This window comes from Sphingomonas panacis (assembly GCF_001717955.1).
Lineage (GTDB): Bacteria > Pseudomonadota > Alphaproteobacteria > Sphingomonadales > Sphingomonadaceae > Sphingomonas > Sphingomonas panacis.
In genome coordinates this window covers 497,501-510,926 of sequence record NZ_CP014168.1, presented here as the reverse complement: position 1 = coordinate 510,926, position 13,426 = coordinate 497,501, and the positions used below count along the sequence as shown (strand labels likewise).

General features: G+C 65.5%; 20 protein-coding genes. 16 read left to right on the top strand and 4 right to left on the bottom strand.

The window, feature by feature from the left end; all coding sequences use genetic code 11:
* Positions 1-261 precede the first annotated feature (261 nt).
* The 15 genes from J0A91_RS02320 (at position 262) to J0A91_RS02250 (ending at position 10,223) form a co-directional block, all read left to right on the top strand.
* Positions 262-1,011, top strand: coding sequence for an aspartyl/asparaginyl beta-hydroxylase domain-containing protein (locus J0A91_RS02320; RefSeq protein WP_069206952.1), 750 nt, complete (start codon positions 262-264; stop codon positions 1,009-1,011).
* A gap of 83 nt (positions 1,012-1,094) precedes the next feature.
* On the top strand, positions 1,095-1,667 hold the full coding sequence (locus tag J0A91_RS02315; protein ID WP_069206951.1) for a NifU family protein: 573 nt from the start codon (positions 1,095-1,097) through the stop codon (positions 1,665-1,667).
* A 47-nt stretch (positions 1,668-1,714) separates the two neighbouring features.
* Positions 1,715-2,314, top strand: a complete 600-nt coding sequence (locus J0A91_RS02310; RefSeq protein ID WP_069203564.1) for a malonic semialdehyde reductase — start codon at positions 1,715-1,717, stop codon at positions 2,312-2,314.
* Positions 2,315-2,321: 7 nt separating this feature from the next.
* Positions 2,322-2,939, top strand: a complete 618-nt coding sequence (gene tsaB / locus J0A91_RS02305; RefSeq protein WP_069203563.1) for a tRNA (adenosine(37)-N6)-threonylcarbamoyltransferase complex dimerization subunit type 1 TsaB — start codon at positions 2,322-2,324, stop codon at positions 2,937-2,939.
* On the top strand, positions 2,936-3,415 hold the full coding sequence (locus tag J0A91_RS02300) for a GNAT family N-acetyltransferase (protein ID WP_069203562.1): 480 nt from the start codon (positions 2,936-2,938) through the stop codon (positions 3,413-3,415). Before tsaB ends, J0A91_RS02300 begins: the two co-directional genes overlap by 4 nt.
* Before the next feature lie 105 nt (positions 3,416-3,520).
* On the top strand, positions 3,521-3,943 hold the full coding sequence (locus J0A91_RS02295; protein ID WP_069203561.1) for a Ros/MucR family transcriptional regulator: 423 nt from the start codon (positions 3,521-3,523) through the stop codon (positions 3,941-3,943).
* Positions 3,944-4,054: 111 nt separating this feature from the next.
* The gene (locus J0A91_RS02290; RefSeq protein ID WP_069203560.1) at positions 4,055-4,477 is read left to right on the top strand and encodes a Fur family transcriptional regulator; all 423 of its coding nucleotides are present in this window, start codon (positions 4,055-4,057) and stop codon (positions 4,475-4,477) included.
* Positions 4,478-4,570: 93 nt separating this feature from the next.
* Positions 4,571-5,338 carry a lysophospholipid acyltransferase family protein gene (locus J0A91_RS02285; protein ID WP_083224458.1) on the top strand — a complete coding sequence of 256 codons (768 nt, stop codon included), beginning with the start codon at positions 4,571-4,573 and terminating at the stop codon, positions 5,336-5,338.
* Positions 5,339-5,425: 87 nt separating this feature from the next.
* The gene (miaB, locus tag J0A91_RS02280; protein WP_069206950.1) at positions 5,426-6,730 is read left to right on the top strand and encodes a tRNA (N6-isopentenyl adenosine(37)-C2)-methylthiotransferase MiaB; all 1,305 of its coding nucleotides are present in this window, start codon (positions 5,426-5,428) and stop codon (positions 6,728-6,730) included.
* Positions 6,720-6,863, top strand: a complete 144-nt coding sequence (locus tag J0A91_RS02275) for a hypothetical protein (protein ID WP_169833069.1) — start codon at positions 6,720-6,722, stop codon at positions 6,861-6,863. Before miaB ends, J0A91_RS02275 begins: the two co-directional genes overlap by 11 nt.
* A gap of 193 nt (positions 6,864-7,056) precedes the next feature.
* A complete protein-coding gene (locus J0A91_RS02270) occupies positions 7,057-8,058 on the top strand; it encodes a PhoH family protein (RefSeq protein WP_069203558.1) in 1,002 nt (333 codons plus the stop codon).
* 48 nt (positions 8,059-8,106) lie between these two features.
* Positions 8,107-8,367, top strand: a complete 261-nt coding sequence (locus J0A91_RS02265; RefSeq protein WP_069203557.1) for a type II toxin-antitoxin system VapB family antitoxin — start codon at positions 8,107-8,109, stop codon at positions 8,365-8,367.
* Positions 8,364-8,762, top strand: a complete 399-nt coding sequence (locus J0A91_RS02260) for a type II toxin-antitoxin system VapC family toxin (RefSeq protein WP_069203556.1) — start codon at positions 8,364-8,366, stop codon at positions 8,760-8,762. Before J0A91_RS02265 ends, J0A91_RS02260 begins: the two co-directional genes overlap by 4 nt.
* Positions 8,762-9,271, top strand: a complete 510-nt coding sequence (gene ybeY / locus J0A91_RS02255) for an rRNA maturation RNase YbeY (RefSeq protein ID WP_069203555.1) — start codon at positions 8,762-8,764, stop codon at positions 9,269-9,271. The genes J0A91_RS02260 and ybeY overlap by 1 nt, the downstream gene beginning before the upstream one ends.
* A 10-nt stretch (positions 9,272-9,281) precedes the next feature.
* Positions 9,282-10,223 (top strand): hemolysin family protein, encoded by a 942-nt coding sequence (locus J0A91_RS02250; protein ID WP_069203554.1) that lies wholly within the window; start codon positions 9,282-9,284, stop codon positions 10,221-10,223.
* Between the two features lie 11 nt (positions 10,224-10,234).
* Here the strand turns inward: J0A91_RS02250 and J0A91_RS02245 are convergent, their stop codons facing one another.
* The 4 genes from J0A91_RS02245 to J0A91_RS02230 form a co-directional block, all read right to left on the bottom strand.
* The gene (locus J0A91_RS02245) at positions 10,235-11,305 is read right to left on the bottom strand and encodes a 5-(carboxyamino)imidazole ribonucleotide synthase (protein WP_069203553.1); all 1,071 of its coding nucleotides are present in this window, start codon (positions 11,303-11,305) and stop codon (positions 10,235-10,237) included.
* Between the two features lie 67 nt (positions 11,306-11,372).
* Positions 11,373-11,852 (bottom strand): 5-(carboxyamino)imidazole ribonucleotide mutase, encoded by a 480-nt coding sequence (gene purE / locus J0A91_RS02240; RefSeq protein WP_069203552.1) that lies wholly within the window; start codon positions 11,850-11,852, stop codon positions 11,373-11,375.
* A 153-nt stretch (positions 11,853-12,005) separates the two neighbouring features.
* Positions 12,006-12,275: a GNAT family N-acetyltransferase gene (locus tag J0A91_RS02235; RefSeq protein ID WP_069203551.1), complete on the bottom strand. Its 270-nt coding sequence runs from the start codon at positions 12,273-12,275 to the stop codon at positions 12,006-12,008.
* Between the two features lie 44 nt (positions 12,276-12,319).
* Positions 12,320-12,787, bottom strand: coding sequence for a monooxygenase family protein (locus J0A91_RS02230; protein ID WP_069203550.1), 468 nt, complete (start codon positions 12,785-12,787; stop codon positions 12,320-12,322).
* Positions 12,788-12,845: 58 nt separating this feature from the next.
* Here J0A91_RS02230 and J0A91_RS02225 point away from each other — a divergent pair, with 58 nt between their 5' ends.
* Complete coding sequence (locus J0A91_RS02225; protein WP_069203549.1) at positions 12,846-13,415, top strand: TetR/AcrR family transcriptional regulator; 570 nt, start codon at positions 12,846-12,848, stop codon at positions 13,413-13,415.
* Positions 13,416-13,426: the final 11 nt, after the last annotated feature.

The window sequence follows — 13,426 nt, the reverse complement described above, 5'->3', positions numbered from 1 at the left end:
GTCCTTCGTCGGGCACCGCCAGCGGCCCCGTTTCCACCACAATCGGCGGCGAAACCCCAAGGAAACCAATATGTCTGCCATGTTTCAGACCCAGATCGCGGCTAACCGGTCCTGGTCGGCGCTGGCGCGCCGATGGTCCCAGGGGATTCGGGCAGCGTCGTGCGTACCACCATCGATTCGAGCGTTCGCCCAAGCGGGCAGAGATCCGGCAGCATCGCGCCGCGCCACGATGTCGTTGCGCCCCGTGTCCCGGCGTCGGCTTTGCAGTCCCCGCTTGAGCCCGAACGCAGCCGGCCGCTCGCGATCCGCATCGGCAAGCGGCTGCGCGGCGTTTTCGACCGGCTGATCGCCACGTTTTCGCTGGTGACGAACGATCCGGTGCTCGACATGCGCGATTTCGCCTGGACGGCGGCGTTGCGCGAGAACTGGCGCGCGATCCGCGACGAGGCGCTCGGCGTCGCGTTGCAAGGCGATGCCGCGCCGAGCCTGGCCGTGATCTCGCCCGATCACCGCGCGATCGCGCGTGTCGGCCAATGGAAATCGTTTTTCCTGTCGGGCTATGGCTGCGCGATCGACGAGAATATCGCACGCTGCCCCGCCACGGCGACGGCGGTCGCGCGGATACCGGGCCTCAACACCGCGGTCTTCTCGATCCTCGCCCCCGGCGCGCACATCCCAGATCATCGCGGCGTCACCAAGGGGCTGCTGACCTGCCACCTCGGGCTGATCGTGCCGCGCGATGGCGACGTGCGGATGCGGATCGGCGATCGTATCGTGCGCTGGGCCGAAGGCGAGACGCTGGTGTTCGACGATACATACAGTCACGAGGTCTGGAACGACACCAGTGGAACGCGAGTCGTGCTGCTGATCCAGTTCGCCCGGCCGTTGCGCCGCCCCGGCAGGATCGTGGCGGATCTGGTGTTACGGCTGGTCCGTCGTTCCGCCTTCGTTCAGGAAGCCCGCGACAACATCCTGATCTGGAACGAAACGATCAAGAAAACGGGTGTCTGATGTGGTTTTGGGGCGCGAACCGGAAAGACAAGCTTTCGCAAACACGCCTTGATCCGGCCGTAACGCCACGCCACATGCACCGCATGTTGATCGAAACCGAAGCGACACCCAATCCCGCGACCCTGAAGTTCCTTCCGGGCCGCACCGTGATGGACAGCGGCACGCGCGACTTCGCGACCCCGGAAGAAGCCGAAGCTTCACCGCTTGCCGACGCGTTGTTCGGTCTTGGTGATGTCACCGGCGTCTTTTTTGGTCGCGATTTCATTTCGGTAACCGCCGGCCCCGGTAGCGACTGGGCACAGTTGAAGCCCGACGTTCTGGCGTTGCTGCTCGACCATTTCAGTGCCGGAATGCCGCTCTTCCGGGCCGGCAGTGCCGCCGGGATTTCGGTTCCGTCCGAAGGCGACTTCGCCGACAATCCCGAGGATGCGGACATCGTCGCGCAGATCAAGGATCTGATCGAGACGCGCGTCCGCCCCGCCGTCGCCAATGACGGCGGCGACATTATCTATCGCGGCTTCGACAAGGGCAAGGTGTTCCTCCAGATGCAGGGCGCCTGTTCGGGCTGCCCGTCGTCCTCGGCGACGCTCAAGAACGGCATCGAACAACTGCTGCGCTATTACGTCCCCGAAGTTACCGAGGTGCGCGCGGTCTGAAGGCCGGCGCGCTCAACTCTTCACATCACGCATCACGAGGAATCTTCATGGCCGCCAAGCTGTCCGACGACGCGCTGGACACGATCTTCCGGTCCGCGCGCAGCTACAACGGCTATACCGATGCGCCCGTCACCGAAGCCGATCTGCACGCGATCTGGGATTTGATGAAGTTCGGGCCGACCTCGGTCAACATGCTGCCGGCGCGGCTGGTCTGGTGCACGACGCCCGAATCAAAGGAAAAGCTCGCGGCGCTGTCGAGTGGCACCAACGGCGCCAAGATCCGCAAGGCGCCGGTGACGGTCATCATCGGCATGGATTCCGATTTCCACGAACATTTGCCTACGTTGTTCCCGCATGCCGATGCCCGCGCGTGGTTCGCCGGTGACGACAAGGTCGCCGTGCGCAAGGAAACCGCGCTGCGCAACTCGTCGCTGCAGGGCGCGTATCTGATCTTCGCGGTGCGCGCGCTCGGCTTCGATACCGGGCCGATGTCGGGATTCGACAATGCCGCCGTCGATGCGGCGTTCTTCGCCGATACGCCCAACATCACCTCGAACTTCATTGCGACGCTCGGCGTCGGTGATCCGACGACGGTCCACGGTCGCTCGCCACGCCCGCCGTTCGAAACGTTCAACCGGATCGTCTGAACCGGGTTTGCGCACGCTCGTCATCGAAACCGCGACTGCCGCCTGTTCGGTCGCCCTGCTGGAAGGCAACGCGGTCATCGCCGCCGGGCATGAGGTCGTCGGGCGCGGCCATGCCGAACGGCTGCTGCCGATGATCGCAGCGCTGCCCGACGGCGGGCGCGCGCAGCACATCCTGGTCGATTGCGGTCCCGGCAGCTTTACCGGTGTGCGCGTCGGCATCGCGGCGGCGCGCGCGCTGGCACTCGGCTGGAGCGCTACGCTCGGCGGCTTCTCGTCGCTGCCGCTGCTCGCCGCTGCGGCGTTCGAGCGCCATCCGGGTACGTACACGCTTGCGACCATCATCGAGGGTGGGCATGGCGAGGTCTTCATGCAGACCTTCGATGCGCCGCTTCAGATCCGTAGCAGCCTCGTTTCGCTTCGTCCCGAAGCTGCGCTCGCCGCGCTGGAGGGGCGGTTCGCGGTCGGCAGCGGCGTCCGTCTGCTCGCCGGAATCGATCCCGCGCGCAGCGATGCCGATGCGCTGCCCCGCGCCGCCGACGCACTGCTGCTGCCAACCGCTTTCACCACGCTCGCCGCCGCCCCACTCTACGGCCGCGCCCCCGATGCGAAGCCGATCGCGGCATGAGCACGATGCTGACCCGTGTCGATCTGCGCAGTGGCGGCGCCGTCGATCTCGGCACGGTCGATTCGATCATGCAGGCGGCGTTCGATCCCCGTTATGGCGAGGCGTGGACCCGCAACCAGTGTCTCGGCATCCTGTCGATGCCGGGCGTATGGCTGACGATCGCGTCGATCGATGACGAACCCGCCGGTTTTGCTTTGTCGCGGATCATCGTCGACGAGGTCGAACTGCTGCTGCTGGCCACGGTGCCCAGCCTGCGGCGTCGCGGCGTCGGATCGGCGTTGTTGCGCGCGGTCGTCGCCGAAAGCACAAGCCGCGGCGCGAAAAGCCTGCATCTTGAAGTGCGTGATGGGAATGCTGCGATCCGCCTCTACAGCGAATCGGGCTTCAATAAGGTCGGCGAACGTCGCCGTTACTATCGCGGTTCTGACGGCCATGCCTTTGATGCTTTTACATTTCGTCGTGAATTGCCTCGATAATACCGATTCATGACAAAATTGTCGCTTGCACTTATGTCAGCAAGCGAGAATAGGCACAGCGAGAGCTGCGGCAACAGTAGCTCGTAATGGGTCGGAAGGTTAGCAATGGATACGCAATTGGAACTTCAGGAAACTTTAGTCACGCTCACCGCAGATATTGTCGCTGCGCATGTCAGCAACAATAGCGTCGCGGTCTCGGATATTCCCGTTCTCATCGCCAACGTGCATGGCGCGTTGGCGGGTCTTGGCGGCCCGGCACCGACGCCCGAGATCAAGCAGGAGCCAGCCGTTTCGGTGCGCTCTTCGATCAAGCCCGACTATATCGTCTGCCTCGAGGATGGTAAAAAGCTCAAGATGCTCAAGCGTCATCTGATGACGCACTATCAGATGACCCCGGAGCAATATCGCGCCAAGTGGAGTCTTCCTGCCGATTACCCGATGGTCGCGCCGAGCTACGCCGAACAGCGCCGCACACTCGCCAAGAAGATCGGCCTCGGCACCAAGCGTCGCAAGACCGCGACCCGCTGACCCAACCCAAAAGGGCGGCAGCCGGCCTTGCCGGCGCCGCCCTTTTCGCGCTCACGAAGAATCCGAAGCGCCCCCCTTTATCCGTGGCCGCGAAGCGCTTAGAACGCGCCTATGCCCCGCAAAATCGACATCGAAGCCCTGTGCAATGAAAAGGGCCTTCGCATCACCGAACAGCGGCGCGTCATCGCCCGCGTCCTTTCCGAAGCGGATGACCATCCCGATGTGGAGCGCGTCTACGAACGCGCGTCTGCAATCGATCCGGGTATCTCGATCGCCACCGTCTATCGCACGGTGCGGCTGTTCGAGGAGGCCGGCATTCTCGATCGCCACGATTTCGGCGACGGCCGTTCGCGCTACGAACCGGCTCCCGAGGCGCATCACGATCACCTGATCGATGTCGAAACCGGCAAGGTGCTCGAATTCGTCGATCCCGAACTCGAACAATTACAGAAGACGATCGCCGAGCGACTCGGCTTCCGCCTCGTCGATCATCGCATGGAATTGTACGGCGTCGCGATCGACCGCAAGGTCTGAGGCCTGCTGAGTCCGGAGCGCCTCGCCGCCGCCGCCGGGCGGCCCGTGCCGTTGAGCATCACGGGCAAGGTGCGACTGTGGCGTCGCGTCGCCATGCTCTTCGGTCTCGCGCTGGTAACGGTGCCGCTGCACTATCTCTGGCGGCTGGTGCGCTTGTCCTCACCGTGGCCGCGCATGTTCCTGGCGGGGGCGGGGCGGGTGAGCGGCGCGCGTGTTCGTATCGCCGGCGTGCCGCTCAAGCGCGATGTCTTCTATATCGCGAATCACGTCAGTTGGATCGACATCCCGGCCATCGCCGGAGCGAGCGGCACTGCGTTCGTCGCGAAGGCCGAGATTCGCGACGCGCCGGTGGTGGGCTGGCTATCATCGCTCAACCGTACCGTCTTCGTCGAACGTGAGGATCGGCTCGGCGTGGCGGGGCAGATCAACGCGCTGCGCGAGACCCTCGCCGAGAATTGGTCGGTGACGGTCTTTCCCGAAGGCACGACCGAGGACGGCCGCTCGCTGCTGCCTTTCAAGACCTCGATGCTCAAGGTGCTCGAACCGCCGCCGCCCGGCGTGATGGTTCAGCCGGTGCTGGTCGATTACGGCGATGTCGGCATCGAGATCGGCTGGCTCGGTGACGAAAGCGGCAAGGACAATGCCGCGCGGGTGCTCGCCCGGCGCGGCAGCTTCCCGGTGGTGGTGCATTTCCTCGAACCCTTCCACCCGCGCGACTTCCCCGGTCGCAAGGCGATCGCGGCGGAGAGCCGGCGGCGGATCGAAGTGGCGTTGGCGGATTTGCTCGGCCATCCGGTGCCGGCGTTTGCCGGCCACGACGCCTGGGCGCGCATGGCCGATCAAGCCCCTGTGCTGCCATGATTTGTGCGTAGGCGCCGCGGCGAGTATGAAGCGCCCATCATGAAATCCTTTCCCAAGACCTTTCACGTCAAGTCGTTCGGCTGCCAGATGAACGTCTATGACGGCGAGCGCATGGCCGAGATCATGGCCGACCAGGGCCTCACCGCGACCGACGACGCCAATGCCGCCGATCTCGTCGTGCTCAACACCTGCCACATCCGCGAGAAGGCGACCGAGAAGGTCTATTCGGACATCGGCCGGTTGCGTAAGCACGGTGCCGATCCGCTGATCGCGGTGGCCGGCTGCGTCGCGCAGGCCGAGGGCGCCGAGATCGTGCGGCGCGCCAAGGTCGATGTGGTGGTCGGGCCCCAAGCCTATCACAACCTCCCCGATCTGGTCGCGCGCGCGGCGCGCGGCGAGGCTGCGCTCGACACCGACATGCCGGTCGATCTCAAGTTCGGCCATCTGCCACCGCGCCGCCGCGTTGCGCCAAGTGCGTTCCTGACGGTGCAGGAAGGCTGCGACAAATTCTGCACCTATTGCGTGGTCCCCTACACGCGCGGCGCCGAAGTGTCGCGCGGTTGGGTTCAGGTGGTCGATGAGGCCAAGGCGCTGGTCGATGCGGGTGCGAAGGAAATCACCTTGCTCGGCCAGAACGTCAATGCATGGGACGACGACGGTCGCGGCTTGCATGACCTGATCGCGGCACTTGCCGACATCGCCGGGCTGCACCGCATCCGCTACACCACCAGCCACCCCAACGACATGGCGCAGGGGCTGATTGAGGCGCATCGCGACATTGAGAAGTTGATGCCGTTCCTGCATCTGCCGGTGCAGTCGGGCAGCGACCGAATCCTCAAGGCGATGAACCGCAGCCACACGCGCGACTCGTATCTGCGCCTGCTCGACCGCGTGCGCGCGGTGCGGCCGGATATCGCGCTGTCGGGCGATTTCATCGTCGGCTTCCCCGGCGAGACCGAGGCCGATTTCGCCGAAACGCTGAGCCTCGTCGATGCGGTCGGCCATTCGCAGGCGTTCAGCTTCAAATATTCGCCGCGCCCGGGCACGCCCGCCGCCGGCATGGCTGATCAGGTCGCGGCGGAGGTGATGGACGAACGGCTCCAGCGTCTGCAGGCCGCGCTCAACCGCGATCAGGCCGCGTTCAACGCCGCCAGCGTCGGCCGTCGCTGCACCGTGCTGATGGAGCGCAAGGGCAAATTGCCCGGTCAGCTCATCGGGAAAAGCCCGTGGTTGCAGTCGGTTCACGTCATCGGCGAAGCGGCGATCGGTGATCTCGTCGATGTCGGAATCACCGCCGCCGGGCCGAACTCGGTGACCGGTACAATCTTGGAACAGCCACACGGGAGCGAGGATGAAGTCTTCAAACGCGCGAGGCTCGACGTTGCTGCCTGACGACCAGGCGCTTTTTCTGGAAGAAACCGGACCGGCGTGGCGGCGCACGCGGATCGGGCTGTGGCTCTATGCCGGGCTGGGCGTGGTGCGCATCATCCTGTCCGGGGTGTCGCTTGTGCTGTTTCGGCGGTAGCGGCGGTCGTCTCCAACTTGGCTCAATAAGAATGGCGCGGGCGGCGCGCTTTCCCCCTGTCGCGCGCCGCCATGATCTGCCAAACTCCTTTACGGATGCAGCGTAACCGCCCTCCTTGTCGTCAGCCCCGATGCGCCTCGCGCAGCGGCTGCGAGCGTCGGCGCGCTCTCCTTCTCGTAGCCGAAGGAACCGCATGAGCCGAAAGCCCGTCCCCGCCCAAGCCGGCGAGCGCAGCCGCGCCGAAGTCGTGTTCGACCGCCCGCAGTTGATGGCGCAGTTGTTCGGGGAGTTCGACCAGAACCTGCTTCTCCTCGAAAGCCGGCTCGGTGTGTACATCACCGCGCGCGGCAACAAGGTCGGGCTGGAGGGCACCGCCGAGGCGGTCGCCTCGGCGCGAGACGTTCTGCACGCGCTCTACAACCGCATCACGCGTGGCGAAGTGGTCGATGCCGGGATGGTCGAGGCGGTGATCGCGATGTCTGCGGAGCCGACACTGACCGGCATCATTCGCGCCGAGGATCGTGGCGGTCCGCCGCAGATCATGATCCGAACGCGCAAGAAGACGATCGTGCCGCGCACCGTCGCGCAGGCACATTACATGCGCGAACTGCTAAACAACGACATCATCTTCGCGCTCGGACCGGCGGGCACCGGCAAGACCTACATCGCGGTCGCGCAGGCGGTGGCGCAGCTCATCACCGGCAGCATCCAGCGGCTGATCCTGTCGCGTCCGGCGGTGGAGGCGGGCGAGAAGCTCGGTTTCCTGCCCGGCGACATGAAGGAGAAGGTCGATCCCTACCTGCGCCCGCTCTATGACGCGCTCAACGATTGCCTGCCCGCCGAACAGGTCGAGCGGCGCATCGCCAGCGGCGAGATCGAGATCGCGCCGATCGCCTTCATGCGCGGGCGCACGCTGGCGGATGCCTTCATCATCCTCGACGAAGCGCAGAACACCACGCCCGCGCAGATGAAGATGTTCCTGACCCGTTTCGGCGAGAACAGCCGCATGGTGGTGTGCGGCGATCCCAAGCAGACCGATCTGCCCGGCGGTATGGCGGCAAGCGGGCTCAACGATGCGGTCAAGCGGCTCGAGGGTGTCGAGGGCCTGTCGATCTGCCGGTTCGGCGCGAGCGATGTGGTGCGCCATCCGATCGTCGGTCGGATCGTCGAGGCCTATGAAGGCGTCGACGGTTGATCGAAGGGATATCCCGGATTATATTCGGGATATCCTGCGGAGGCTGAGATGGCGTCACTCTATATCAAGGATGCGGAAACCGCAGCGTTGGTGACGCGGCTCGCGAAGCGATCCGGCGTGACCAAGACCGCGCTGGTCCACGAACTGGCTGCCGCGCGCGAAGCCGAACTGGATGCAAAGACACCGCGATCTTCCACTCGGGACTCACTGGAAAAGCTGTGGCGTGAACACCCCGGCTTGTTGCAAAAAACCGGGCTTGAGGCGGACAAGGCGTTCTACGATAGCCTCAACGACGAGGATGAGGATTGACGATCCTCGTCGATGCATCGGCCCTTGTCGCGATCATGACGCTGGAGCAGGATTGCGATGCGCTGATAGACGCGCTCGATCAGCACGAAAGGAAGCTTTATTGCGCGACGGGGGCGTGGGAAGCCGTTCGAGCGGTCGCTCGTATCCGACTCGTCGATATCGTCGAGGCTGGCCAAGCGATTCATCGGTGGTTTGAGGATCTTGGCTTTCAACTGGTGCCGATCGGTGAGGCCGAGGAACGACTCGCGATCGAGGCACACCGCCTGTACGGCAAGGGCACGGGCCATCCCGCCCGCCTCAACATGGGCGATTGCTTCGCTTATGCCTGCGCCAAGGCCAACAACGCCCGCCTGCTCTACAAGGGCGATGACTTCTCATATACGGACCTTGCCTGATGCTCGAAATCGCCGTTTCCGCTGAAAGCGCGTGGCCCGATCACGATTGGGAGGCGCTCGCGCTCCGCGCCGCGACCGCCGCGATCGAGCGGACGCCCAATGGCGAAATCCTGACCGCCGAGGCGCTGTTCGAGGTGTCGGTCCGCCTCACCGACGATGCCGAGGTCCAGCACCTCAACGCGCAATACCGCCACAAGGACAAGCCGACCAACGTGCTGTCCTTCCCGATGGTGCAGCCCGATCTGCTCGAGACGATCGGCCAGAACAGCGACGATGGCGAGGTTCTGCTGGGCGACATCGTGCTCGCCTACGGCGTTTGCGTATCGGAGGCCGAGGAGCGCGGCATCGCCCTTGTCGATCACGCCACGCATTTGATCGTGCATGGCGCGCTGCATCTGCTAGGATACGACCATATGGTCGAGGATGAGGCCGAAGCGATGGAAGCGATCGAAACCGATGCGCTCACGTCGCTCGGACTTGCTGACCCATATCTCATTCGCGAGGACTGAAACGACCGCCATGGCCGACGGCCCCAGTAATGGTATTAGCCATAGTACCACCAGCACCGGCGCGCAGGCCGGCGACTCCGCCCAGCATGAGGGCGGCATCTGGAAGCATCTCAAGACGCTGATCTTCGGCGATGCGGGCGACGAATCGCTCCGCACCCAGCTCGAAGACGTGATCGACGCGCATGAGGGTGATCCCGCCCCCGATGCCACCGGGGATCTCTCCCCGTTGGAACGGCAGATGGTGCGCAACCTGCTCCATTTCGGCGAGCGCGACGCGGGCGACATCGGGGTGCCGCGCGCAGATATCGTGGCGGTCGAGGAGCGCACGAGCTTCGCCGATCTGGTCAAGCTGTTCGCCGAAGCCGGTCACAGCCGAATCCCGGTCTACAAGGAAAAGCTCGATACGATCACGGGCATGGTCCACATCAAGGATGTCTTCAACATCCTCGCGACCGGCGCGCCGCACCCCGATACGATCGTCGGGCTGCTGCGCGAGCCGCTCTACGTGCCGATGTCGCGCGGCGCGCTCGATCTGCTCGCCGACATGCGGACCAAGCGAGTCCATCTCGCGATCGTGCTCGACGAATATTTCGGCACCGAGGGCCTCGTCACGATCGAGGATCTGATCGAGGAGATCGTCGGCGATATCGAGGACGAGCATGACGAAGCGCCGGCGGTGCTGCTCGTGCCGATCGACGGCGGCGGCTGGGAGGCCGACGCGCGCGCCGAACTCGAGGATGTCGGCGATCTGATCGATCCGCGCCTCGCCGAGGTCGATGGCGACATCGATACGATCGGCGGACTTGCCGCGGTGCTGGCGGGGCATGTGCCCGAAGTGGGCACGTGCATCGCGCATCCGAGTGGCTGGACGATCGAAGTTACCGAAGCTGATACCCGCCGGGTGGGGCGGCTTCGCCTGCATCCGCCGCGCCCGCAACTCGAAGACGCCTGACGGGAGGGCGCCTAAACCCGTCCGATCCGCGTCACATGGCCCATCTTGCGGCCCGGCCGCACTTCCTTGCCGTAAAGGTGGAGGTGCGCGCCCGGTTCGGCGAGGATTTCCGCCCAGCCGTTTGCCTCGTCCCCGATCAGATTGTCCATCACCACGCTCGGCGCGGTAAGGCCGGTATCGCCGAGCGGCAGCCCGCAGATCGCGCGGATATGGTTCTCGAATTGCGACGTCACCGCGCCCTCGATCGACCAATGCCCCGAATTGTGGACGCGCGGCGCCATCTCGTTGAACACCGGGCCGTCCGCGCCGGCAAAGAACTCGCACGCCAGCACGCCGACATAGCCGAGCCGGTCGGCGATGCGCCCGGCCAGCGCCGCTGCCTCGCCCCACTGCGCGGCGATCTCGGCCGGCGCGGGCAGCGAGGAGCGCGCGAGGATACCGTCCTTGTGCTCGTTCCACGGCGGCGGATAGCTGACCATCGCACCGTCGCTGCGCCGGGCGAGGATGATCGAGAACTCGTGGCTGAAAGAAACGAAGCCTTCGAGGATCGCGGGCCGCCCGCCGATCGCGTTCCACGCCGCCTCGGCCTCGTCGGCGCTGTGGAGCCTTACCTGCCCCTTGCCGTCGTAGCCGAGCCGCAGCGTCTTCAGGATCGCCGGTGTGCCGATCGTGGTGATGGCGGCGCGCAGGTCGTCGAGACTCTCGACCTTCGCCCACGGCGCGGTGCGGCCGCCGAGTTCGGCGACGAAGCTCTTTTCCTCGGCGCGGTCCTGCGCGACGCCGAGCGCGGCGGGAGCGGGATGCACGGGCACCTTGGCGGCGAGATAGACGATCGGGTCGAGCGCGATATTCTCGAACTCGTAGGTGACGACATCGGTGATCGCGGCCAACTCGTCGAGCACGATTCGGCTGTGATAATCGGCGCGGGTGAAGCTCGACGCGGTCTGCGCGGCGACGCTCTCGGCGTCGGGTGCGAGGACGTGTGTGCGATACCCGAGCTGTGCCGCGGCAGCCGCGAGCATCCGCCCGAGCTGCCCGCCGCCGAGGATGCCGATGGTCGAGCCGGGGGGGAGGGGAGTCATGCGCGCACCGCTTCAGCGTTCCTATGCTTCAACATCCGTTCGTCGGGACGAACGGAAACGTGGGACATCACGCCGGATCGATCGCGACGCCATCGGTCTGCGCTGCACGCCACGCCTGCAACCGTGCCGAAAGCGCGGGATCAGCCAACGCGAGGATCGCGGCGGCAAGCAACGCGGCGTTCTTGGCGCCGGCCTTGCCGATCGCGAGCGTGCCGACTGGAATTCCCGCCGGCATCTGGACGATCGAATAGAGGCTATCGAGGCCGCTCAGCGCTTTGGATTGGACCGGCACGCCGAGCACCGGCAAATGCGTCAGCGCCGCCGTCATGCCCGGCAGATGCGCCGCGCCGCCCGCGCCCGCGATGATGACCTTGAGGCCACGCCCCGCTGCCGCTTCGGCATACTCATAAAGCCGCTGCGGCGTGCGATGCGCCGACACCACCTTAGTTTCGTGCGCGACGCCGAGATCGCCCAGCAGATCGGCGGCGTGGTGCATCGTCTCCCAATCGGAGGTGCTGCCCATGATGATGCCGACCTGCGGTTCCATCCCGTGCCCCTAGCGAGGCGAAGCGGACAGGGCAACTGTGTCAGGTGTCGTCCGCCTCACGCATAACTGTTCCCCCGCGAAAGCGGGGGCCCAGAGCCACGAACGCTGCGCGCGGTTGCTCTGGACCCCCGCCTTCGCGGGGGAACAAAAGCCTCACAGCAGGTCGCGATATTCCGGGTGCCGCTCGATATACGCCGCCACGAACGGGCATTGCGGGATGACCTTGAGCTTGCGGTCGCGCGCCGAATCGAGCGCGGCGCGGATCAGCCGCGACCCCACGCCGCGTCCCTCGATCGCCTTGGGGACGACGGTGTGCGTGAAGACGATCGTGTCGTCCTCCATCTGATAGGCGGCCACGGCGCGGTGGCCGTCGATGACGAGTTCGAACTCATGTTCGGCGCGGTTGTCGGTAACGTCAGGCATAAGGTCGTGTCGCATAAACCGCCGGGACTCGAAAGAGCGCGGCGTCAGACCGCGACGCGCCCCGCCTCGATTCGCGCGCGCGCCGACAGGAATGGTCCGCGCGGATCACGCGGGCGCGCGAAATGGCCGAAGCCCACGGGCGCGGGCATATCGACGTACACGCCCTCCATCCCGCCGCTCATCCGATACGCCTCGTGCCAGAAGCCGGCCCCGCCGCTATCGCGCAGGAAATCGCGCCACCAAGTCGCGTGCGGTTCGCTGCGCGTGAAGCGTTCGAGACTCTCGTAATCGCGCCAATATTGCCGGATGCCGACGTGGGTCAGCGAGTAGAAGCATTGTTCGTCGTGGAGCAGTCCGTCCGGTTTGTCCTGCCGGATCGCCGACAGTCCGCGACCGATCCGCAAAATCGACAGCACCCCGCGCCAGCGGCGCACACGAAAACCGAGCATCACCACGACGAGATCCGGCAGGGCCGAAAGGTCGATCGACTCGCGCTTCACCGAATTTTGCATGGTCACGGCTCCAAATGTATATGGCGTACACATAACCGCATAAGTGTACGATGTAAACATGGCCGCACCCTATCATCATGGCGATTTGCGCACGGCGCTCGTGACCGCTGCGCTGACCTTGCTCGAAGCCGGCGACGGGCCCCCGAGCCTGCGTGAAGTCGCGCGCGCCGCCGGCGTATCGGCGATGGCGCCATACCGGCATTTCGCGGACCGTGCCGCGTTGCTCGCGGCGGTCGCCGACGAGGGATTCGGCGCGTTGCGCACGCGGCTGCTCGCTGCGGACGACGTGCCCGATTCGCGCGCGGCTCTGGTTGCGCAAGGCCGCGCCTATGTCGATTTCGCGCTGGCGCACCCGGCGCTGTTCCGGCTGATGTTCTCGCGCGAGAAAGCGGGCGGGGTGCCTGAGGGCGAGACCGCCTACACGGTGCTCGCCAACCGCGTCGCGCAGATCGCGCCCGATCGCGCCGAGGAGGCAACGCTCGCCGCGTGGGGGTTGGTCCACGGGCTCGCCACGCTGCTGCTCGACGCGAACGTGGGCGCGCTGCACCGGGGCGCGGTGGAGGCCACGCTTGACCTGCTGGTCGATGGCATGATGGCGCGCGGTTCTTCCAAAGGCTCGACAGGGTAGCCGCGAAGCGC